The sequence below is a fragment of the Cupriavidus yeoncheonensis genome (assembly GCF_905397275.1).
In the GTDB taxonomy this organism is placed as follows: Bacteria; Pseudomonadota; Gammaproteobacteria; order Burkholderiales; family Burkholderiaceae; genus Cupriavidus; species Cupriavidus yeoncheonensis.
In genome coordinates, this window is the sequence record NZ_CAJPUY010000018.1 from 23,328 (window position 1) to 45,239 (window position 21,912).

At 66.7% G+C, this 21,912-nt stretch carries 21 protein-coding genes and 1 riboswitch; of the genes, 5 read left to right on the forward strand and 16 right to left on the reverse strand.

Going from position 1 to position 21,912, the window contains the following annotated elements:
- Positions 1-51: 51 nt before the first annotated feature.
- From KHO22_RS22685 to paaA, 8 genes are all read right to left on the reverse strand, one after another.
- Positions 52-360, reverse strand: coding sequence for a DUF485 domain-containing protein (locus KHO22_RS22685; RefSeq protein WP_211949430.1), 309 nt, complete (start codon positions 358-360; stop codon positions 52-54).
- A gap of 120 nt (positions 361-480) precedes the next feature.
- Complete coding sequence (gene paaK / locus KHO22_RS22690; protein ID WP_211949431.1) at positions 481-1,827, reverse strand: phenylacetate--CoA ligase PaaK; 1,347 nt, start codon at positions 1,825-1,827, stop codon at positions 481-483.
- A gap of 76 nt (positions 1,828-1,903) precedes the next feature.
- Positions 1,904-3,568, reverse strand: a complete 1,665-nt coding sequence (gene paaN, locus KHO22_RS22695; RefSeq protein WP_211949432.1) for a phenylacetic acid degradation protein PaaN — start codon at positions 3,566-3,568, stop codon at positions 1,904-1,906.
- A gap of 52 nt (positions 3,569-3,620) precedes the next feature.
- The gene (gene paaE / locus KHO22_RS22700) at positions 3,621-4,697 is read right to left on the reverse strand and encodes a 1,2-phenylacetyl-CoA epoxidase subunit PaaE (RefSeq protein WP_211949433.1); all 1,077 of its coding nucleotides are present in this window, start codon (positions 4,695-4,697) and stop codon (positions 3,621-3,623) included.
- 37 nt (positions 4,698-4,734) lie between these two features.
- Entirely contained in the window at positions 4,735-5,250 is a 516-nt protein-coding gene (gene paaD, locus KHO22_RS22705) for a 1,2-phenylacetyl-CoA epoxidase subunit PaaD (RefSeq protein ID WP_211949434.1), read from the reverse strand.
- A gap of 5 nt (positions 5,251-5,255) precedes the next feature.
- Positions 5,256-6,008, reverse strand: a complete 753-nt coding sequence (gene paaC, locus KHO22_RS22710) for a 1,2-phenylacetyl-CoA epoxidase subunit PaaC (RefSeq protein WP_211949435.1) — start codon at positions 6,006-6,008, stop codon at positions 5,256-5,258.
- 26 nt (positions 6,009-6,034) lie between these two features.
- On the reverse strand, positions 6,035-6,316 hold the full coding sequence (gene paaB / locus KHO22_RS22715) for a 1,2-phenylacetyl-CoA epoxidase subunit PaaB (protein WP_211949436.1): 282 nt from the start codon (positions 6,314-6,316) through the stop codon (positions 6,035-6,037).
- Between the two features lie 62 nt (positions 6,317-6,378).
- Positions 6,379-7,362, reverse strand: a complete 984-nt coding sequence (paaA, locus tag KHO22_RS22720; RefSeq protein WP_211949437.1) for a 1,2-phenylacetyl-CoA epoxidase subunit PaaA — start codon at positions 7,360-7,362, stop codon at positions 6,379-6,381.
- A 116-nt stretch (positions 7,363-7,478) separates the two neighbouring features.
- On the opposite strand from paaA, the gene paaX reads away from it, so the two are divergent.
- Complete coding sequence (paaX, locus tag KHO22_RS22725; RefSeq protein ID WP_211949438.1) at positions 7,479-8,423, forward strand: phenylacetic acid degradation operon negative regulatory protein PaaX; 945 nt, start codon at positions 7,479-7,481, stop codon at positions 8,421-8,423.
- Positions 8,424-8,454: 31 nt separating this feature from the next.
- Here paaX and ycaC read toward each other — a convergent pair whose 3' ends face one another.
- Entirely contained in the window at positions 8,455-9,081 is a 627-nt protein-coding gene (gene ycaC / locus KHO22_RS22730) for an isochorismate family cysteine hydrolase YcaC (protein WP_211949439.1), read from the reverse strand.
- A gap of 214 nt (positions 9,082-9,295) precedes the next feature.
- Positions 9,296-9,583: a hypothetical protein gene (locus KHO22_RS32560; protein WP_230426981.1), complete on the reverse strand. Its 288-nt coding sequence runs from the start codon at positions 9,581-9,583 to the stop codon at positions 9,296-9,298.
- Between KHO22_RS32560 and KHO22_RS22735 the strand changes: the two genes are divergently transcribed.
- Together KHO22_RS22735 and KHO22_RS22740 are read left to right on the forward strand one after the other, a co-directional pair.
- A complete protein-coding gene (locus KHO22_RS22735) occupies positions 9,534-9,911 on the forward strand; it encodes a YbhB/YbcL family Raf kinase inhibitor-like protein (protein ID WP_338031361.1) in 378 nt (125 codons plus the stop codon). The two genes, KHO22_RS32560 and KHO22_RS22735, sit on opposite strands and share 50 nt — an antisense overlap.
- Before the next feature lie 177 nt (positions 9,912-10,088).
- Positions 10,089-11,444: an esterase-like activity of phytase family protein gene (locus tag KHO22_RS22740; protein WP_211949440.1), complete on the forward strand. Its 1,356-nt coding sequence runs from the start codon at positions 10,089-10,091 to the stop codon at positions 11,442-11,444.
- Positions 11,445-11,477: 33 nt separating this feature from the next.
- Here KHO22_RS22740 and KHO22_RS22745 read toward each other — a convergent pair whose 3' ends face one another.
- The gene (locus KHO22_RS22745) at positions 11,478-13,019 is read right to left on the reverse strand and encodes a methyl-accepting chemotaxis protein (RefSeq protein ID WP_211949441.1); all 1,542 of its coding nucleotides are present in this window, start codon (positions 13,017-13,019) and stop codon (positions 11,478-11,480) included.
- Positions 13,020-13,326: 307 nt separating this feature from the next.
- Here KHO22_RS22745 and KHO22_RS22750 point away from each other — a divergent pair, with 307 nt between their 5' ends.
- Positions 13,327-13,752, forward strand: a complete 426-nt coding sequence (locus tag KHO22_RS22750) for a phasin family protein (RefSeq protein WP_211949442.1) — start codon at positions 13,327-13,329, stop codon at positions 13,750-13,752.
- Between the two features lie 137 nt (positions 13,753-13,889).
- Here KHO22_RS22750 and KHO22_RS22755 read toward each other — a convergent pair whose 3' ends face one another.
- A complete protein-coding gene (locus KHO22_RS22755; RefSeq protein ID WP_211949443.1) occupies positions 13,890-14,666 on the reverse strand; it encodes a 3-hydroxybutyrate dehydrogenase in 777 nt (258 codons plus the stop codon).
- Between the two features lie 32 nt (positions 14,667-14,698).
- Complete coding sequence (locus KHO22_RS22760) at positions 14,699-16,090, reverse strand: GntP family permease (protein ID WP_211949444.1); 1,392 nt, start codon at positions 16,088-16,090, stop codon at positions 14,699-14,701.
- A 277-nt stretch (positions 16,091-16,367) separates the two neighbouring features.
- Here KHO22_RS22760 and KHO22_RS22765 point away from each other — a divergent pair, with 277 nt between their 5' ends.
- Positions 16,368-17,873 carry a sigma-54 interaction domain-containing protein gene (locus KHO22_RS22765; protein WP_275950845.1) on the forward strand — a complete coding sequence of 502 codons (1,506 nt, stop codon included), beginning with the start codon at positions 16,368-16,370 and terminating at the stop codon, positions 17,871-17,873.
- Positions 17,874-17,885: 12 nt separating this feature from the next.
- On the opposite strand, the gene KHO22_RS22770 is transcribed toward KHO22_RS22765, so the two are convergent.
- From KHO22_RS22770 to KHO22_RS22780, 3 genes are all read right to left on the reverse strand, one after another.
- Positions 17,886-19,136 carry a D-amino acid dehydrogenase gene (locus KHO22_RS22770; protein WP_211949445.1) on the reverse strand — a complete coding sequence of 417 codons (1,251 nt, stop codon included), beginning with the start codon at positions 19,134-19,136 and terminating at the stop codon, positions 17,886-17,888.
- A 138-nt stretch (positions 19,137-19,274) separates the two neighbouring features.
- Positions 19,275-19,374, reverse strand: a riboswitch (glycine riboswitch).
- Between the two features lie 115 nt (positions 19,375-19,489).
- The gene (gene gdhA, locus KHO22_RS22775) at positions 19,490-20,833 is read right to left on the reverse strand and encodes an NADP-specific glutamate dehydrogenase (RefSeq protein WP_211949446.1); all 1,344 of its coding nucleotides are present in this window, start codon (positions 20,831-20,833) and stop codon (positions 19,490-19,492) included.
- A gap of 248 nt (positions 20,834-21,081) precedes the next feature.
- Positions 21,082-21,837, reverse strand: a complete 756-nt coding sequence (locus KHO22_RS22780) for a DeoR/GlpR family DNA-binding transcription regulator (RefSeq protein ID WP_211949447.1) — start codon at positions 21,835-21,837, stop codon at positions 21,082-21,084.
- Between the last annotated feature and the right edge of the window lie 75 nt (positions 21,838-21,912).

Genomic DNA, 21,912 nt, shown 5'->3' on the forward strand with positions numbered 1-21,912 from the left:
CGGGCAGGTGGCGCAGGTTGCGGAGGTTGCGGAGGTTGCGGAGGGCCGGCTTCATGCTTCGCACTCCTTGCGCAGGCGTTCGTTGATCGGGTCGAGTTCGGTGTTGGCCTGGCGGACATAAACCGCGGTCAGCACGACGGCCGCCACGATGATGCCCACGCCGACCGGGATGCCAAGCGTCATGACGCCGCCGCCCAGCGGCGTGCCGAGCGCCGCCGGCACAAAGGCCAGCAGCAGGATGAAGCCGAAGTAGATGGCCAGCATCACCACCGTGAGCGTCCAGCCCAGGCGTGCCCGCCTGCTGGCCAGCCGGATGAAATCGGGGTGCTGCTGGAGGGTCTCCAGTCGTTGCGCGTCCATATGGTCTCCTTTGGCGCGAGGGTCGGCGTGGCGCCTCTTGGCGGGCGCCATCGTCGTGGTCGAATCGGATTGGGATTGCGGGAGGGATTGCGGGCCGGCAGGGCTTGCCGGCCCGGATGGTCAGATCGCCCCGACCGGCTGTTCGTGCGTGAGCTTGGGCCGCATGTCCAGCACGCGGCGCGCCTTGCCCACACTGGTGCGTTCGATGCCCTCGGCATCCAGCACCTGCACGCGCGTGGTCACGCCCACGTAGGTCTTGATCTGGTCCTTGAGTTCGCGCTCCAGCGTCGCGCGGTCGTCGCTGCCCAGGCTGCCCGCCTGCGGGCGCGCCTCGACGCGCACTTCGAGCTTGTCAAGATGGCCGTCGCGCGTGACCACGAGCTGGTACTGCGGTGCCAGTGCCGGCGCCTTCAGGATCAGCTCCTCGATCTGCGACGGGAACACGTTCACGCCACGGATGATCAGCATGTCGTCCGAACGGCCCGTGATCTTGCCGATGCGCCGCATCGAACGCGACGTCGGCGGCAGCAGGCGCGTCAGGTCGCGCGTGCGGTAGCGGATCACCGGCAGCGCTTCCTTGGTCAGCGAGGTGAACACCAGCTCGCCCTCTTCGCCGTCCGGCAGCACTTCACCGGTCACCGGGTCGATGATCTCCGCGTAGAAGTGGTCTTCCCAGATGACCGGGCCGTCCTTGCTCTCGATGCATTCGCAGGCCACGCCGGGGCCCATGACTTCCGACAGGCCATAGATGTCCACCGCGTCGATGCCGGCGCGCGCCTCGATCTCGGCGCGCATGGCATCGGTCCACGGCTCGGCGCCGAAGATGCCGACCTTCAGCGAGCTTTCGGCCGGGTCCATGCCCTGGCGCATCATCTCTTCGATCAGGTTCAGCATGTATGACGGCGTCACCATGATGATGTTCGGCTGGAACTCGCGGATGAGCTGCACCTGCTTCTCGGTCTGGCCGCCGGACATGGGGATCACCGTGCAGCCGGCCTTCTCGGCTCCGTAGTGCGCGCCCAGGCCGCCCGTGAACAGGCCGTAGCCGTAGCTCACGTGCACCAGATCGCCCGCCCGCCCGCCCGCCGCGCGGATGGAACGCGCCACCACGCTGGCCCACGTGTCGATGTCGCGCGCGGTGTAGCCCACCACGGTCGGCTTGCCGGTCGTGCCGCTGGACGCATGGATGCGGGCCACCTTCTCGCGCGGCACGGCGAACATGCCGAACGGGTAGTTGTCGCGCAGGTCCTGCTTGGCCAGGAACGGGAACTTCGACACGTCCGACAGCTGCTTCAGGTCGTCCGGATGCACGCCCGCCGCATCGAACGCCTTGCGGTAGTGCGGCACGTTGTCATAGGCATGGCGCACGCTCCATTTCAGCCGTTCCAGTTGCAGCGCCTGCAGTTCATCGCGGCTGGCGCGCTCGATCGGCTCCAGCTCGTCGGGGTGGGGGGTGCGTTGAACCATTGTCTACTCCATCGTTATCATGGCGCCGCATGCTTTGGGGGGCCGGCGCGGGGGGCTACGGTACTGCGTGCAAGGCTCAGATATGGGAGCGGCTCTGCACCACGCGGAAGCGGTTGGCCACGAACGCCGCGTCCGACAGCGACGCGTTGGCGGCCGGGTTGGCGCCGGTGGCGTGGAAATCGCTGAACGCCGCCGACTGGTTGACGAACACGCCGCCGGTCAGGTTGAGCGACAGCGCCACGCCGGCATCTTCGGCCGCGTCGCGGATGGCATCGGCCACGCCGTCGTCGGTGGTGTAGGCGGACAGCGTCAGCGCGCCATGCTGCTTGGCGCCGCGGCGCGCCACGGCAATGCTGTGCGCGGTGTCGTCGGTGGCCACCACGAACGAGATCGGCCCGAACAGTTCCTGCATGATCTTGCCTTCGTCGCTCGCATCGACCTTCAGCACCAGCGGCGTATGGATGCGGGCGCCCGGGAATTCCGGATGCTGCAGCACGCGGCTGTCGATGACGATCCCGCCCAGCGTGCGCGACGCCTCGATGCGCTGGACCACGCCGTCGTTCTGGATGGCACCCAGCAGTTCCACCGCCCTGGCGGCATCGCCCGTGAGCTTGCCCACGGCCTCGCCGATGGCGCTGGCAACCTGGTCGAAGCTCAGGTGCCCTTCCGGCGTGTCGATACCATCCTTGGGCACGTAGATGTTCTGCGGCGCGGTGCACATCTGGCCCGAGTACAGCGCCAGCGAGAACGCGATATTGCGCACCATGCCCTTGAAGTCGCTGGTGGAGTCGATGACGATCTGGTTCACGCCGGCCTTCTCGGTGTACACCTGCGCCTGGTGCGCATTGCGCTCCAGCCAGTCGCCGTTGGCGGTGCTGCCGGTGAAGTCGATCAGGCGGACTTCCGGGCGCAGCGCCAGGGTCGACGCCATGCGCTCGGTCGGGTCGTTGGCCACCAGCGTGACGAGGTTCGGATCGAAGCCCGCCTCCTGCAGCACTTCACGCGCCACCTCCACGGTGATCGCCAGCGGCAGGATCGCTCCCGGATGCGGCTTGACCACCACGGCGTTGCCGGTGGCCAGGCTCGCGAACAGGCCGGGATAGCCGTTCCAGGTCGGGAACGTGCAGCAGCCGATCACCAGGCCCACGCCGCGCGGCACCACGGTGTATTGCTTTTCCATGCGCAGCGGCTCGTTCTTGCCCTGCGGCTTCTCCCAGACGGCGCGCTTCGGAATGCGGCGCATCTCGTCCCAGGCATAGGCCACGGCTTCCAGGCCGCGGTCCTGCGCGTGCGGGCCGCCGGCCTGGAATGCCATCATGAAGGCCTGGCCGGTGGTGTGCATGACCGCATACGCAATCTCGAAACTGCGGCGGTTCAGGCGGTGCAGGATCTCCAGCGACACGCCGACCCACGCCTCGGGCCCGGCCTTGCGCCAGGCGGGCATGCCCTCGGCCACGCCGGCGAAGAGCTGGTCGAGGTCGGGCTTCGGATAGGTGACGCCCAGTTCCGGGCCGTACGGCGAGACTTCCTTGCCGGCCTGTCCGATGGTGCCCGGCTGCGTCAGCGCGAACGGCCGGTTCAGCCGCGCCTCGAAAGCGGCCTTGCCGTCAGCGTTGGCGGTCTCGCCATAGGCCTTGGGGCTGGGTGATTCGGCAAAGGGGCTCCAGTAGCCGCGCTCGGCAATCGCCTGGGTGGCTTGGTCCAGCAGGGCCTGGTGACGCGTGAAAAACGGATGGGACACGGCTTGCTCCGGAAAAACGGGTTCTTGAATGGCGTGAGTAGCGGGAAACGCTTCAGGTTTCCTGATCGAAATCGATCACCAGCTGGTCGGTGACGGCGTAGCTCTGGCAGCTCAGGATGAAGCCGCGCGCGACTTCGTAGTCTTCGAGCGCGAAGTTGACGTCCATGTCGACCTCTCCCTCGATGCGCTTGCAGCGGCATGTCGAGCAGACCCCGCCCTTGCATGAGTAAGGCAGCTCGATGCCCTGCGCCAGCGCGGCGTCGAGGATGGTCTCCTTGTTCTTTTCCAGCGTGAACTGGCGCGTGCGGCCGTCCTGGATCACGGTGACCTCGCACTGCTGCTGGCCCACCTGCTTGTGCGCATGGGCCGCCGGACGTGCCGCGGGAATGCTGGTCGCGAACAGCTCGCGCTTGATGCGCGCCTTGTCCACGCCGCTGTCCTGCAGCGCCTGCGAGACCTCTTCCATCATCGAGTGCGGGCCGCAGATAAAAGCCACGTCGATGTCCTGCGGACGTACCCAGTGGCGCAGCAGCGCGCGCACCTTGTCGCCGTCGATGCGGCCGTTGAACAGGTCGATGTCGAGCTGCTCGCGGCTCAGCACGAAGACCAGGTTGAAGCGCTCCAGGTAGCTGTCCTTCAGGTCTTCGAGCTCTTCCTTGAACAGCACCGAGGACGATGCACGGTTGCCGTAGAACAGCGTGAAGCGGCTGTCCGGCTCGGTCATCAGCGTGGTCTTGATGATCGACAGCATCGGCGTGATGCCGCTGCCCGCGGCAAAGGCCACGTAGTGCTTGCTGTGCGTTTCCGACAGCGGCACATGGAAATGGCCGGACGGCGGCATCACTTCCAGCGTCATGCCGGGGAGCAGCGCGTCGTTGGCCCAGTTCGAGAACAGGCCGCCCTCCACGCGCTTGATGGCCACGCGCAGGCGCCGGTCCTGTACGGCCGAGCAGATCGAGTACGAGCGGCGCACGTCTTCGCCGTCGATGCCGGTGCGCAGTGTCAGGTGCTGGCCCTGCACGTAGCGGTAGGTGTCGGCCAGCGCATCGGGCACGGCGAAGGTCACGGCCACGGCGTCGCGCGTTTCGCGCGTCACGCTGGCCACGGTCAGTTCATGGAATTTGGTCATTTCCGGCTCCGGGCGGCTCAATGGGACCCAACGGGACTCAATGGGCCTTGAAGTAGTCGAACGGTTCCTTGCAGTCGCCGCAGCGGTACAGGGCCTTGCAGGCGGTCGAGCCAAACTGGCTGACCAGGCGGGTGTGGCGCGAGCCGCAGTGCGGGCACGCCACCACCAGCGCCGGCGACGCCCGGCGGCTGATGCCGCTGATGTCGATCACCTGCTGCGCCGGCGGGGCAATGCCGTAGCCGGACAGGCTGGCCTTGCCGCGCGCGCTCATCCAGTCGGTGGTCCAGGCCGGCGCCAGCCGTGTCTGCACGCTGACGTGGCCGACGCCCTGCGCGGCCAGCACGCGCTCGATATCGTCGCGGATCACCGTCATGGCCGGGCAACCCGAGTAGGTCGGCGTGATGGTGATCACGCAGGCCCCGTCCACCCACGCCACGTCGCGGACAATGCCCAGGTCCACGACGGAGATCACGGGGATCTCGGGGTCCGGCACCTGTTCAAGCCAGGTCCAGACCTGCGCCACGCTGGCGCGCTCCAGCACTTGCGCGGACATGGCGCTCACCACTGCGCGCCGGGATAGGCGCGCTGCAGGAACTGCATCTCGGCCAGCAGGTAGCCCAGGTGTTCGGTATGGCGGCCGTGGCGGCCACCGGTCTGCGACCAGCCGGCAGCGGGCAGGCGCAGCGTGGCTTCTTCCAGCACCTCGCTCACGTGGCGCAGCCAGGGCTCGGCCAGCGTGGCCGGGTCCACCGCGACGCCTTGCGCGACCAGCGCGGCATCGGCGGCGTCGGACTCGAACAGCTCGCCGGTGAACATCCACAGCTCGTCGATGGCGTCCTGCATGCGGCGGTGGCTCTCTTCGGTACCGTCGCCCAGGCGCACCACCAGGTCGGCGCTGCGGCGCACGTGGTAGGTCACTTCCTTCAGCGACTTGGCGGCGATCTCGGCAATGCGCGCGTCGGTCGAATGCTGCAACCGTTCGAGCAGGAAGTAGTGCCAGGTATCGAACAGGAACTGGCGTGCCAGCGTATCGGCGTAGCTGCCGTTAGGCTGCTCCGCCAGCAGCAGGTTGCGGAACTGGTGTGCGTCACGCAGATAGGCAAGCTGGTCGGCGCTGCGGCCGGCGCCCTCGACTTCGGCGGCATAGCCGAGCCACAGGCGGGTCTGTCCGACCAGGTCCAGCGCCACGTTGGTAAGCGCGATGTCTTCTTCCAGCGCGGGGCCGCGGCCGCACCACTCCGACAGGCGCTGGCCGAGCACCAGCGTGGTATCGCCCAGGCGCTGCAGGTATTCGAACTTGTGTTGGTCCATGGTGGATGCGTCCTCGCGCCTGGAAATCAGATGTGCTTGACCTCTTCCGGCATCGGGAAGAAGGTGGGGTGACGGTAGACCTTGCTGTTGGCGGGTTCGAACAGCGGGCCCTTGTCGCCGGGGCTGCTGGCGACCACGTCGGCGGCCCTCACCACCCAGACGCTCACGCCCTCGTTGCGGCGCGTGTAGACGTCACGCGCATGGTTGATCGCCATTTCGCCGTCCGGCGCGTGCAGGCTGCCCACGTGCTTGTGGGCCAGGCCGTGCTGGCTGCGGATAAAGATCTCCCAAAGCGGCCACTCTTTCATGGCAACTCTCCTGTCAGATTGCGGGGTTGTGGGCGCGACGCCGCTGCGGCGCGCAGGAATGCTCAGGCGGCGGCGCGCTCTTGCTTGTCGGCGTGGGCCACCAGCGCTTCACGGAACCAGGCACCGTCGTCCCAGGCCTTGACGCGGGTGCGCAGGCGCTCGCGGTTGCACGGGCCGTTGCCGCGCACGACGTTGTAGAACTCGTCCCAGTCGATGGCGCCGAAATCGTAGTGGCCGCGCTCCTCGTTCCACTTCAGGTCCGGATCGGGAACGGTCAGGCCGAGGTGCTCGGCCTGCGGCACGGTCTGGTCCACCATCTTCTGGCGCAGCTCGTCATTGGAGAACAGCTTGATGCGCCATTGCATCGACTGCGCGCTGTTGGGCGAATCCGCGTCGGACGGGCCGAACATCATCAGCGCCGGCCACCACCAGCGGTTCAGCGCGTCCTGCGCCATCTGCTTCTGCTCGGGCGTGCCCTGGCACAGCTTGAGCAGGATGTCGTAGCCCTGGCGCTGGTGGAACGACTCTTCCTTGCACACGCGCACCATGGCGCGGGCATAGGGGCCGAACGAGCAGCGGCACAGCGGCACCTGGTTGATGATGGCCGAGCCATCGACCAGCCAGCCGATGGCGCCGATGTCCGCCCAGCTCAGCGTCGGGTAGTTGAAGATGCTCGAGTACTTGGCCTTGCCGGAATGCAGGTCGCCCAGCAACGCGTCGCGCGACACGCCCAGCGTTTCGGCGGCGCTGTACAGGTAGAGGCCGTGGCCCGCTTCGTCCTGGATCTTGGCCAGCAGCACGGCCTTGCGTTCCAGCGTCGGGGCACGCGTGACCCAGTTGCCTTCCGGCAATTGCCCGACGATCTCGGAATGCGCGTGCTGCGAGATCTGGCGGATCAGGGTCTTGCGGTAAGCCTCGGGCATCCAGTCCTTGGCTTCGATCTTGATGCCGGCGTCCACGCGCGCCTGGAACTCGCGTTCCTGCGGGTCCATCTCTTCCATCGCGCGGAGCCTGGTTGCCCCGGTTTCCACCAACTGTGCGTACATGCCGTACTCCGATCTGTAGGGTCTTGACCTGCGTCAAATCATTCGGTTGCAGTGGATCATAGTGATACAATTTGATTCAAACAATCGACGTTTGTGTATCACTTCAAGGTGCAGGCATGGCCACCCGACCGGAGCTGAATACCGTTTCCCCGCAGGTTGCGCGGCTCGCGCGTGGCCTCAAGCTTGGCGCCAATTCCATGCTGGTGACGCTGTTCGGCGACGTGGTGGCGCCGCGGCCGCAGGCGCTATGGCTGGGCAGCCTGATCCGCCTGGCCGCGCCGTTCGGCATCAATGACCGGCTGGTGCGCACCGCGACGTTCCGTCTGAGCGCGGATGACTGGCTCGACGCCACGCGGATCGGGCGGCGCAGCTACTACGGCTTGTCGGAAGCCGGCCTGCAGCGCTGTATCCACGCCGGCAAGCGCATCTATGCCGGCGATGCGCCCGAATGGGACGGACGCTGGACCCTGGCGCTGGTGCGCGGCGACGCGCGCGCCACGATCCGCCAGCGGCTGAAGCGCGAACTGCTGTGGGAAGGCTTCGGCGCGATCGCACCGGGCGTGTATGCGCACCCGAATGCCGACGCCGGCTCGCTGGGCGAGATCATCCGTGCCGCGCAGGCGCAGGATTTCGTGGCGGTCATGGAAGCCACCAGTATCGAGGCGTTCTCGATCCGCCCGCTGCAGGCGCTGATGCACCAGACCTTCAAGCTGGGCGACGTGGCGTCCGCGTGGCAGGCGCTGCTGCACCGCTTCTCGCCGGTGCTGGCCGACGCACACGGCATGGCGCCGGCGGACGCGTTCTTCGTGCGCACCCTGCTGCTGCACGAATACCGCCGCGTGCTGCTGCGCGACCCGAACCTGCCGGAGCAGTTGCTGCCCGCGGACTGGCCGGGTCGTACCGCGCGCGACCTGTGCCACGACATGTACGCGGCCCTGCTCGACGCCAGCGAAGACTACCTGCGCGAGGTGGTAGAGGTATCCGACGGCAACCTCATCAACGCGAACCGCGTGCTGCGCAGGCGCTTCGGCGCGGGCAGCCACGCCGAGGCTGCCCGCTAGTCGCAAAAGTGCGCGTCAGCGCATCAGCGCATCAACGCGTTCCCTTCACGGTCGTGTAGGCGGTGATCAGGTTCCGGTAGTCCGGTATGTGGTTGGAGAACAGCGTCCCAAGCCCTTCGATGTCATTGCGCCAGTCGCGGTGCAGCTCGCAGGCCACGCCGAACCACGACATCAGTTGCGCGCCGGCTTCGCTCATGCGCCGCCACGCCGAATCGCGCGTGAGTTCGTTGAACGTGCCCGACGCATCCGTGACGACGAACACGTCAAAGCCTTCCTCGATCGCGGAGAGCGCCGGGAACGCCACGCAGACTTCGGTCACCACGCCGGCAATGAGCAACTGCTTCTTGCCGGTGGCCCTCACGGCTTTGGCGAAGTCCTCGTTGTCCCAGGCATTGATCTGCCCTGGCCGCGGGATGTACGGCGCATCGGGAAAGATCTGCCTGAGTTCGGGCACCAGCGGGCCATTCGGGCCATCCTCGAAACTGGTAGTAAGGATGGTGGGCAACTTGAAGTACTTGGCGAGATCCGCCAGCGCCAGCACGTTGTTCTTGAAACGGTCCGGCTCGATATCACGCACCAGCGACAGCAAACCGGCCTGGTGATCCACCATCAGCACCGCTGCCTGGGTCTTGTCCAGGCGATTGTAAGTCTTGCTCATCTTGGGCTCCTTTGAGCGGCCTGGCACGTTGGACAGGCACGCGTGCAAGAGGTATCGGCGGCACAGGGAATCTGCTGGCCTGTCCCGCTCTCGCGCATTGCCGGCGGGCCATTGCCTGTCGGCCGTGCGTTGCCAAAGGATAGGTCGCGCCGAGTTTGTGCGACAGGACGAGAACAGCCGGGTGCCGGGAACTAGGCATCCCATGGATTCCGTCCTAACTTGGAATCATGGCGAGTTGTCCGCCTTGACCCGTGAACCTCGAACAGGAACCTTCAATGAGAGCAAGACCATTGCTGTTTTCCGCATCCACGGCACTCTGCCTGGCATGCACTTCGATCGCCAGCGCGGCACCGATGACCGTGTCGTCCAGCGCATTTTCCGAGAACGCCGTCATTCCCGCGGCGCATGGCGGCAACGGGCCGAACTGCGGCGGCCAGGGCGTATCTCCCCCGGTGGCCTGGTCCGGCCTGCCGGTCGGAACACGCTCCGTCGCGATCTTCATGTTCGATCCGGATGGCTCCATGGGGCTGGGCGTCTCGCACTGGGTCGCCTACAACATTGCGGCGGACCGCGGCGAACTCCGGCAGGGCGAGGGTCAGAAGGATGGCCCGGGGATCACGGTCGGCAAGAACATTACCGGCGAGGCCGCGTACCGCGGACCTTGCCCGCCCGCCGGCGACGTCCCGCATCACTACATCGTGACGGTGGTCGCGACCGACCTCGAGCCCGGCGCGCTGCCCGCGGGTCTGACGCGTGAAGAACTGATGGCCGCGCTCAAGGGACATGCGCGCGGCGGCGCCAGCGTCGTGGGCCGTTACAGCCGGAAATAGCGGCGCCTGGACGCCAATCCGTCCGCACCGAAGCCGGCCGCATCGCAGCGCCTGGCCGGGCTGGCAGAGACGGCTGCATCACAAGGTTGTCAAACTCGGCCGTCAGAATGGGGCGCGCTTTCGCTGGCGCGGCGTGGTGCCGCGCCGACCGAAAATCCCGGCAAAGGAGCCCGCTCGATGTTCCGTCAAACCGTCCTGGCCAGCGCCATCACGCTGGCCTGCCTTGCCCTGTCGCCGTCTTTGCAGGCGCAGACCGCCTACCCCGCAACGCTCGCCGGCCACGCCGTGCTGCCGGCTCAGAGCTACCTGCCGGTGCCCAAGGACGCGCCTGCAGACCTGCAGCTCAGCGGCAAGTTCACCACCGCGCAGCGTGCCGATACGCCAGGCACCGTCGAGGGCAAGTCGAACGGCCGGCCGACCGGCGTGTCGCTGCCGTTCCGCGGCCAGCCCGCGCAGGGCCACTCCGGCATCAAGCGCATGCCCGATGGGACTTTCTGGGTACTGACCGACAACGGTGCCGGCGCCAAGGCCAACTCCCCGGACTTCATGCTTTACCTGAACCACTACAAGGTGGATTTCGCCAGCGGCAAGTTCCAGCGCCTGAAGACCGTGTTCCTGCATGACCCGGACAAGAAGGTGCCGTTCCGCATCGTGCACGAGGGCACCGGCGCGCGCTATCTGACCGGTTCGGATTTCGACACCGAGAGCTTCCAGTTCGCCGGCGGCTCGCTGTGGATCGGCGACGAATTCGGCCCCTTCCTGATCCAGGCCGACCTGGACGGCAAGGTGCTGGCCGTATTCGAGACACAGGTGGATGGCAAGGCCGTGCGTTCCCCCGACCACCCGGCCATGAGCACGCCGGGCGCGCCCGACGGCACGGTGAAGTTCGAGGTACGCCGCTCGAAGGGCTTCGAGGGCATGGCGGCATCGCCGGACGGCAGCAAGCTGTACGCGCTGCTCGAAGGCGCGCTGTGGAACGAAGGCAGCCGCGCCTATGAGACCGTGGACGGCAAGCCCTACCTGCGCGTGCTGGAATTCGACGTGAAGCAGCGCGCCTGGACCGGCCGCCACTGGAAATACGTGCTTGAAGCCGGCCATCATGCCATCGGCGACTTCAACATGATCGACGCCACCACCGGCCTGGTCATCGAGCGCGACAACGGCGAAGGCACGCCCGACAAGGCCTGCCCCGCGGGCCAGAAGCGCGCCGACTGCTTCGACGACGTGGCGAAGTTCAAGCGCGTCTACAAGATCGAGCTGACCGACGCCAACGCCGGTGCCCCGGTGCGCAAGATCGGCTATATCGACCTGCTGCGCATGGCCGACCCGAACCACCTGGCGCGCAAGCCGCTGACGGACGGGGTGCTGGCGTTCCCGTTCTTCACCATCGAGAACGTGGACGTGGTGGATGCCACCCACATCGTCGTGGGCAATGACAACAACCTGCCCTTCTCGAGCAGCCGCGAACCCAACCGCGCGGACGACAACGAACTGGTGCTGCTGGAGGTGGGCGAGTTCCTGAAGGCGCGCTGAACGGAAGGCCCGGCCTTGCCGGGCCTTGCCGCATCAGGCAGCAATACGGAACGTAGCCACCGCCTGCTTGAGCCGCTGCGCCTGCTCTTCCAGCGAGCCGGCCGCGGCGGCGGCCTGTTCGACCAGCGCGGCGTTCTGCTGCGTGACCGAGTCCATCTGCGTCACCGCCAGGTTGACCTGTTCGATGCCGGCGCTCTGCTCGGCCGACGCGGCGCTGATCTCGCCCATGATGTCGGTCACGCGCTTGACCGCGTCGACGATCTCCTGCATGGTCTGGCCCGACTGCGCCACCAGGGCCGAGCCCTTCTCCACGCGATCCACCGAATCGCCGATCAGCGACTTGATCTCCTTGGCGGCGGTGGCGCTGCGCTGGGCCAGGCTGCGCACTTCGCCGGCCACCACGGCAAAGCCGCGGCCCTGCTCGCCCGCGCGCGCGGCTTCCACCGCGGCGTTCAGTGCCAGGATATTGGTCTGGAAGGCGATGCCTTCGATCACCGCGATGATGTCGACCACCTTCTTCGACGCGCCGTTGATCTCTTCCATGGTCTCTGCGACCTTGTCGGCCACATCGCCGCCCTTGGCGGCGATTTCCGATGCGTTCACCGCGAGCGAGCTGGCCTGCCTGGCGTTGTCCGCGTTCTGGCGCACGATGCTGGTCAGCTCTTCCATGCTGGCAGCGGTCTGCTGCAGCGAGGACGCCTGCTCCTCCGTACGCTGCGACAGGTCGGTATTGCCCGCCGCGATCTGGCTCGTGCCCGAGGCAATGGCCTCGGTGCCGGTGCGCACATCGCGCACGATGCGCAGGATATTGGTGTTCATCTCGCCCAGCGCGTTGAGCAGCTGGCCGGTCTCGTCCTGGCTGTCCACCTGGATGCGGCTGGTCAGGTCGCCCGACGCCACCGTACGCGCGATGTCCAATGCATGGCCCAGCGGCCGGATGATGCCGCGCGTCAGCCACACCGCGAACGCAACGCCGATTGCCAGCACCAGCACGCCCAGCACGATCAGGCTGTTGCGCGCATTGGTATAGATGGTGTCGATCTCGGCGGCCGTGGCGTCGATGCTGCTGCGCTGGATGTCGAGCAGCTTCTGGATTTCGGCCAGGTAGGCATCGCCCGCCGGCACGAACTCTTGCTCGAGCACTTCGTTGGCGCGCTCGGTCTCGCCGTCCTGCTTGAGCCTGGTGATCTTGTCGCGCGAGGCGTTGTACGGCTCGCGCACTTCCAGGATTTTCCGGAACGCGGCTTTCTCGGCGTCGGAGGTCAGCATCGGCTGCATCTTGTCGCGCAGCGCCGCGATGCCTTCGAGCGACGCCTTCGTTTCCCTGGCGAAGAAGGCGCCGAGCGACGGATCGGCACTCTTGGCCACCGCCGTGGTCCGGCGCACGCTGGTATGCATCAGGCGATACCAGTCGCTGACCAGCCGCTCCTTGGTCAGCGGCTGCTGCATCATGTCATGCGTGCGCTCCGCCACCTGCTGCAGGCGCAGGATGCCAAAGGCGGACATCAACGCGCAAAGCACCAGCACCACCCCAAAACCTACGCCGAGGCGTACCCCGATTCCGGAATTCTTCATTGTTTTCTTCTACCTGATCTGGACTTCGATACGGCGAAGTGCTGGCGCGCGGACGCCGCCTTTCGCTCTCGTAACCCACCGACCTGGATTGGGTGTAGTGGCGGGCTATGGACGGGAACGGCAGCGGGGGGGCGAAACTTTAGGGTTTTTGCGAATACCCGGCGACGGAGGGGTGTGGCTGAAGACACTGCAAATTGCCCGTGCAGGCCCATCCCGCTCCTTGCGGGCCGCCCCCTTCAACACCTAGAGTAGTCACAGACCGGCAGCATGAACCGCCCGATTTCCCCCGATGACAAGGAGTGACCGCATGAATACCCCTCCCAACCCCTTCGCGGATTTCACCAAGATGCTGGAGCAATTCCAGCTTCCCGGCATGGACATGGGCGCCGTGATGGAAGCACGGCGCAAGGACATCGAGGCCCTTGGCGAGGCCAACAAGCTCGCCTATGAAGGCATGCAGGCGATGATGCAAAAGCAGACCGAGATCTTCGGCCAGGCCATGCAGCAGATCCAGTCCGCCGCGCAGCAGTTGAACACCGGCGGCAATCCTGCCGAAGCCATGAGCCGCCAGAACGAGTTCGTGCAGAAGGCCCTGCATCAGGCGCTGGAGAATATGCGCGAACTGGCCGAGATGGCCCGCAAGTCGCAGGCCGACGCCATGGCGGTGATCGGCAACCGCGCGCAGCAGAACCTGCAGGAAGCCAGTAGCCTGCTCAAGCCGAAGTCCAGCTGAGCGCGCGGCCTCGGCAATAGCCGGCGGTATCCGGCTGTATCCGGCGATATCCGCCGGCTTGCGCGCATCCTGCATCCCGACACGTCGCTGCACGTGCCGGGGCTTTCCTGACGGATTCTCTCCAGGCGCTCCGGACCTTACTGCGCCGTCCAGCCGCCGTCGGCCACCCACGTGGCTCCGCGCACTTCAGCCGCCAGCGGCGAACACAGCATCAGCGCCAGCCCGCCAAGCTGCTCAGGCGTAACGAACTGCGCCGATGGCTGTTTCTCGCCGAGCAGGCGGGCACGCGCGGCATCAGGCGAAAGCCCCTCCCGCACTGCCAGGTCGTCAATCTGCTTCTGCACCAGCGGCGTCAGCACAAACCCCGGGCAGATGGCATTGCAGGTCACGCCGGTGCCAGCCGTCTCCAGCGCCGTCACCTTGGTCAGCCCGACCAGGCCATGCTTGGCGGCCACATAGGCCGACTTCCCCGCCGAGCCCACCAGTCCGTGCACCGAGGCGATGTTGATGATCCGCCCCCAGTTGCGCCCCCGCATGCCGGACAACACCTGCCGCGTGGTGTGAAAGCCCGAACTCAGGTTGATGGCGATGATGTCATCCCACTTCTGCGCGTCGAAGCTCTCGAGCGGCGATACATGCTGGATGCCGGCGTTGTTCACCAGGATGTCCACGGCGCCGAAGCGTTCATTGGCCATGGCGATCATCGCGCCGATCTCGTCGGGCTTGCGCATGTCGGCCGGGTGGTGCGCCACCTGCGCGCCCGTGGCGCGGATGGCGTCGAGGGCGGCATCGGCGTCACCGAAGCCGTTGAGCACGATCTTGGCGCCGGCCTCGGCCAGTGCCCGGGCAATGCCCAGGCCGATGCCGCTTGTGGATCCGGTCACGAGCGCGGTCTTTCCGTTCAGGGTAGTCATGGCAAGGCGAATTCGGAAGATGCAGGAAACGGTCAGACCAGGCCGGTCATGTAGTAGACCAGGATGACGAAGAACACCGCCAGCGTCTTGATCATGGTGACGGCGAAGATGTCCCGGTAGGACTCGCGGTGCGTGAGGCCGGTCACGGCCAGCAGCGTGATGACCGCGCCGTTGTGCGGCAGCGTATCCATGCCGCCGCTGGCCATCGACACCACGCGGTGCAGCACCTCCAGCGGGATGCCGGCCGCCTGCGCGCCCTGGATGAAGGTATCGCCCATGGCTGCCAGCGCAATGCTCATGCCGCCCGATGCCGAACCCGTGATACCGGCCAGCGCGCTCACCGACACCGCGGCGTTGACCAGCGGGTTGGGAATGGCGTGCAGCGCGTCGCCCACCACCAGGAAGCCCGGCAGCGCCGCGATCACGCCGCCGAAGCCATACTCCGATGCGGTGTTCATGGCCGCCAGCAGCGCGCCGCCCACGGCGGTCTTGCTGCCTTCGGCAAAGCGCTGGCGCACGGCGCCGAACGCGGTCACCGCCACCAGCAGGATACCCAGCAGCAGCGCGCCTTCCACGGCCCAGATCGCGACCACGGAGGCGGTCGGGATGGTCACGGGCTTGGCCAGCCCCGGCAGCTCCAGCGAACTGGTCGCGCCGTACCACTGCGGGATCATACGCGTCAGCACAAAGTTGGACACACCCACCAGCACCAGCGGCGCAAGGGCCAGCAGCGGGTTGGGCAACTGGGCCGTCTCCACCGGTTCCGGCTCGTTCAGCAGCGACGTGCCATAGCCCTCGCCCTTCGCCATCGCGGCGCGGCGGCGCCATTCGAGATAGCTCAGGCCGACCACGATGATGAACAACGCACCGGCCACGCCCAGCACGGGCGCCGCCCAGGCGGTGGTCTTGAAGAAGGTGGTCGGAATGATGTTCTGGATCTGCGGCGTACCGGGCAGCGAATCCATCGTGAACGAGAACGCGCCCAGCGCGATCGCCCCCGGCATCAGCCGCTTCGGGATATTGCTCTGCCGGTACAGCTCGGCCGCGAACGGATAGACCGCGAACACGACCACGAACAGCGATACGCCACCATAGGTCAGCAGCGCGCATACGGCAACGATCACCGCGTTCGCGCGCGAGCTGCCTATGTAGCGGATGGCGGCCGCGACAATCGAGCGCGAGTAGCCGGACAGCTCGATCACCTTGCCGAACACGGCGCCAAGCAGGAACACGGGGAAGTACAGCTTCACGAAACCGACCATCTTCTCCATGAAGATGCCGGTAAAGGCCGGGGCCACGGCCGACGGGTCAGTCAGCAGCACGGCGCCGAGCGCGGCCAGCGGGGCAAACAGGATGACGCTGTAGCCGCGGTAGGCGGCAAGCATCAGGAAGGCTAGAGCAGCAACGACGATCACAAAGGACATGAAGTCTCCGCGAGGATTGTTCTTGGTCTGGGGAAATATAGGTCCCGGCGCCCGAAGGCGCCGGCCACTTACATCTGTGGCAGGCAGCGCGGCATGGGCCCGCGCATCAGGGACCGGGTGACATTGCACGGAGCGTGCCACGCCGCAAAGTGATCGATAATCACCTATTTGATCTATTGGGACATTTCCTGTCTTTGTTTCGAGACAGATCTAGGAGATACCGACGAAATCAGGCTCTCTTGTGAGACTATCTCGTCTCCAAATCGAGAAGAACAAGATGGAAACACTGAGCGAAGCCGGAGACAACGTACTGGGCAACTACGATTCCGTGGCGCGCCGCGCGATGGAGTCGCTGTTCCGCACGTTCGAGAATTTCAGCGAAGGCACGATCGTGGTCGACGTGCATGGCCGCGTGGTGTGGATCAACAAGCGTTATGCCGCACGCTTCGGCTTTGCCGATCCGCAGGACGCGATCGGGCTCGACTGCGAGCGGGTCATTCCCAACAGCCTGCTGCGCGAGGTGGTGGCCACGGGCAAGCCGATCCTGCTCGACATCATGGAGGCCGCGCGCGAACCGATGATCGTGATGCGCCTGCCGATCAAGGACGACGAAGGCAACACCGTGGGCGCGGTGGGCTTCGCCCTGTTCGACGAACTCAAGGCCCTGACGCCGCTGCTGTCGCACTACACGCGCGCCCGCGACGAACTGGCCGCCACGCGCCGCACGCTGGAGCAGACGCGCCGCGCCAAGTACACCTTTGCCAGCTTCGTCGGCAATTCGCCCGCGACGCTGGAGGTCAAGCGCCTGGCGCGCCGCGCGGCACAGGTCGATGCGCCGGTCCTGCTGCTTGGCGAGACCGGCACGGGCAAGGAGTTGCTGGCCCACGCCATCCATGCCGGGTCCTTGCGCGCCGACCGCCCGCTGGTCACCGTCAATGTGGCGGCAATTCCGGAAGCGCTGCTGGAGGTGGAATTCTTCGGCGCCGCGCCCGGCGCCTATACCGGCGCGGAGCGCAAGGGACGTGTCGGCAAGTTCGAACTGGCCGATGGCGGCACGCTGTTCCTCGACGAGATCGGCGACATGCCGCTCTCGCTGCAGAGCAAGCTGCTGCGCGCGTTGCAGGACAAGGAGATCGAACCGATCGGCTCGAACCGCATCATCCGTTCCGACGTGCGCATCATTGCCGCAACGTCGGCCGACCTGCCCGCGCTGGTCGAAGCGGGCAAGTTCCGCGCGGATCTCTACTACCGGCTCAATGTCGTGCCGATCTGCGTGCCGCCGCTGCGGCTGCGCCAGGCGGACCTGCTGCCTCTTGCCTACGCGATCCTGGAAGAGATCTGCAGGCGCACCGAACGCGATGCGCCGGTGCTGTCCGACTCCGCGCTCGCGCTGATGGGCGAACACGACTGGCCGGGCAATGTCCGCGAACTGCGCAACACGCTGGAGCGCCTGGTGATGATGCACGACGGCGGCGAGGTCGACGCATCGATGCTGGCTCCGCTGCTGGGCCGGCGCGCGGTCACGGCACCGGCCCCTGCGCCCGCCCCGCGGCCCGTGGCGACCGATACGCCGGCGCCACTGCCGCCGCCCGCGCCGCCGGGCTACGCGGAGGCCATGGCGCAATACGAGGCGGCATACCTGACCCAGGCGCTGGCCGCAAGCCGGGGCAACGCGCCGCGCGCGGCCGCGGCCATCGGCATCAGCCGCGCGGCGTTCTACAAGAAGCTGGTGGCGCACCGCGCGGCCGGGCGCATGGCGCCGGCCGGCGCGGCCGAGGACTAAGCGCGAGCGCGATCAGTGAACCGGATGGCTCGCGGCGATGGTCTGGCCGATCATCGCCGCCGTGGCGGTAGACAGCGTCCAGCCCAGGTGCCCGTGTCCGGTGTTGTAGAACACGCGCGTGGCGCGGCCACGCGCGACCCGCGGCATCATGTCTGGCATCATCGGCCGCAGGCCCGCCCATGGCACCGAACGCGAAGTCTCGATAGCGAAATTGCGCCGCACCCATGACACCAGCGGCGCAATGCGGTCCGCACGGATATCGCGGTTGTCGCCGTTGAATTCCGCGGTGCCGGCCACGCGGAAACGGTCAGCGCCAAGCCGGCTGGTCACGATCTTGGCGCTCTCGTCGAGCAGGCTCACATACGGCGCGTTCTTCACGCTGCGCTCGTCATCGAGATGCACGGTGATCGAATAGCCCTTGACCGGATAGACATTGATGCGGTCGCCCAGCATCGCGGCGATGTGGCGGCTGCCCACGCCGGCGCATACCACCACGGCGGTCCCCCTAAGCTCGCGTTCGCCTCCATCCTGCCCCGAAGCCACGGCGGCTTCCGACGCGGCCAGGCGCATCGTGACGCCATCTTTGCGCAGGTCCACGGACTTCACGTCCACGCCGTGCACGAACGTCACGCCGAGCCGCTCGCACGCGCGCGCCAGGCCGCGCGTGAACTTGTGGATGTCGCCGGTGGAATCGGACGGCGTGTAGTAGCCGCCGTAGTAGTTGCCCTGCAGCGTCGGCTCGATCGAACGGATTTCTTGCGGCGTGACGGCGTAGCGCTCCAGGCCGCCTTCCACCAGCAACTGGTTGGTGCGGCCCGCAGCCTCGAAGCTGGCGCGGTCGTGATAGAAGTGCAGGATGCCGCGACGCTCGAGATTGAAATCGATCTGCTCGCGCTCGGCCATCTCGAACAGGTGCTGGCGCGCGGCAATGGCCAGGCGCGTGGTCTCGATGGTGTTGGCGCGGTAGTTGCGCAGGTTGCCGACGAATTCACCGAGCCACGAGTACTTGTGCCACGACGGACGCGGATTGAGCAGCAGCGGCGCGTCGCGCCTCATCATCCATTTGAAGCCCTTGAGCAGCGTGCCGGCATGGTTCCAGACCTCCGCGTTGCACGCGGATAGCTGGCCGCCGTTGGCGAACGAGGTTTCCATCGCCGGATAGTGGTGACGGTCCAGCACGGTGACGCGATAGCCCTGTTTCGCGAGGGTATAGGCGGTCGTGACGCCGGTAATGCCGGCGCCGATGACGAGCATGTGAGACATGACAGTCCTGAAGCAAGGATGAATTTGACCGTTGCCGGTCCCCTGCCCCATCTGTCCGTGGTACCTGAGAGCTTGGACATGGCCAGGCCATGCCGTCCCCTTCGGTGGGCGCGAAGCGCCTCTCTCCAGATCTTTACTTGCGACGCCACAGTCCTCGGTGCCTGAGAGTTTCCGGGGCGGTTGCTCCGTCGGCGCCGGACCCGCCTGGCGGCGTTCCGGTCTCTCCTGCGAGGTCGCACGGCGCCGGAGGGTGGTCCGGTGCCGCTTTGCGGCAGGTTGTGCGCCTGCCGAATGGGAATGATAGCTGGAAGTGGGCGGGGGTAGAGAATCGGGTTATCCCTAGCCCCGCTTCCTCAGATCACGCCCTGCGCCAGCATGGCATCCGCCACCTTGACGAAGCCGGCGATATTCGCGCCTTCGACGTAGTTCACGTAGCCGCCGCCCTTCTGGCCGTGGTGGATGCAGTTCTGGTGGATGTCCTTCATGATCGCGTGCAGCTTCTCGTCGACCTCGGCGTGGTGCCACGACAGGCGCATGGCGTTCTGCGACATCTCCAGGCCCGACGTGGCCACGCCGCCGGCGTTGCTGGCCTTGCCCGGCGCGTAGAGGATCCTCGCGTCGACGAAGCGGTCCACGGCCTCCAGCGTGGAAGGCATGTTGGCGCCTTCGGCCACGCAGATCACGCCGTTGCCGAGCAGGGTCTCGGCGTCGTTGCCGTCGAGTTCGTTCTGCGTCGCGCACGGCAGCGCCACGTCGGCGGGCACGTGCCACGGCGTGCGGCCAGCCTCGAACTTCATGTCGTGGCGGGCGGCGAAGTCGGACAGGCGGCCGCGCTCTTCGTTCTTGAACGCCATGACCTCGGCGAGCTGCTCGGTGGTCATGCCCTGCGGGTAGTGCAGCACGCCGCCGGAGTCGGACAGCGTCAGCACCCTGGCGCCCAGTTCGATGGCCTTTTCGGCCGCGTACTGCGCGACGTTGCCCGAGCCGGAGAGCAGCACGCGCAGGCCGTCGAAGCCCATGCCGCGGCGGTGGAGCATTTCCTGCGCGAAGTACACCGTGCCGTAGCCCGTGGCTTCGGGGCGCATCAGGCTGCCGCCGTAGGCCAGGCCCTTGCCCGTGAACACGCAGGCGGACTGGTTCGACAGCTTCTTCATCATGCCGGCCATAAAGCCGACTTCGCGCGCGCCCACGCCGATGTCGCCGGCGGGGATGTCGGTGTCCGGTCCCAGGTGGCGGAACAGTTCGGTGACCAGCGCCTGGCAGAAGCGCATGACCTCGGCGTCCGACTTGCCCTTCGGGTCGAAGTCCGAACCACCCTTGCCACCGCCCATCGGCAGCGTGGTCAGCGCGTTCTTGAAGGTCTGCTCGAAGCCGAGGAACTTCAGCACCGACAGGTTCACCGTCGGGTGGAAACGCATGCCGCCCTTGAACGGGCCAATGGCCGAACTGTGCTGCACGCGGAACGCGCGGTTGACCTGCACGCGGTTCCGGTCATCGGTCCACGCCACGCGGAACTGGATCACGCGCTCGGGTTCGACGAGGCGTTCGAGCAGCGCCTGGTCGGCATAGCGCGGGTGACGCTCGACAAACGGCCAAAGCGTCATCATGACTTCCTTCACGGCCTGGAGAAACTCAGGTTGGCCAGGGTCGCGCCGGGCTACGCCGGCCAGGAATGCGTCAAGGGAGGGTGAATTCACGGGATGTCTCTGCTGTGCTGGAAAGAGCGGCCGCGCCGGATGCGTGCCCGGCTTGCGTGCCGTAAGAATTGCGCGGTCCGTGGAACAGCCCCGACCAGCGCCATTGTTAATACATTATCGGGCCGCGATGAATGTATCAACGAGGCGTCACTTTACCACCCGGCGGCGGCTCCCCGACAGTCAAAACAGCTGTGACCGCACCGCAAATCACGCAAATGGTGCATGGATTCCGACGTTGCCCGCGCGCATCACGCGATCAGCAGCTTCGGCCCGGCCTGCCGCAGTGCCTCGGCCAGCGAGGGTTCGGGCGCCATGTCGGTGATCAGCCAGGCGGCCTGGTCGAAGTGGCGGATCGCCACCCCGGTATTGCGGCCGAATTTCGTGTAGTCGGCCACCACGCATGCGACGTCGGCGGCCAGCAGCATGCGGCTGCGCAGTTCCGCCGCGCCGCGCGAAAAATCGCAGATCTCGCCGCGCGGCGTGACGCCGCCGATGCCGACAAAGGCGAAGTCCGCGTGATAGCGCGACACCTGCTCGATGGTGTCCCATCCATGGGTGGCGTCCTCGTTGTCCTGCAGCTCCCCCCCGAGCACGATCACGCGGTTGCCATTGCGACGCCCGAGCAGCAGCGCGATCGACAGGTCGTTGGTGTAGACCAGCAGCTTGTGATGGCCCTGCAGGGCCTGCGCGAGCGCGTGGGTCGTGGTGCCGTAGTCGAGGATCACCGAGGCGCCATCCGGCACCAGCTCCGCCGCGCGCAGGCCGATGGCGCGCTTGCCTTCGGCGTTGATCGCGGCGCGCGTCTGCGTGTCGGGTTCGGTTCGATTCGGGGCCAGCGCGCCGCCATGCGTCAGCACCAGCAGGCCGCGCTCGGCCAGCGCATTGAGGTCGCGCCGGATGGTCTCGCGCGAGACGCCGAGCTCGGCCACCAGCGCGCTGATGGCCAGCGCACCGGTCGCGGCAAGCTGGTTGAGGATGTGTTTCTGCCGCTGTTCGGCCAGCACGTTGACTCCGGAAGGGACGCAAAGGTGCGCCGATTCTAGCCGAAGGCGCCGGGCATGCGCCCGGCGGCCGTGCCG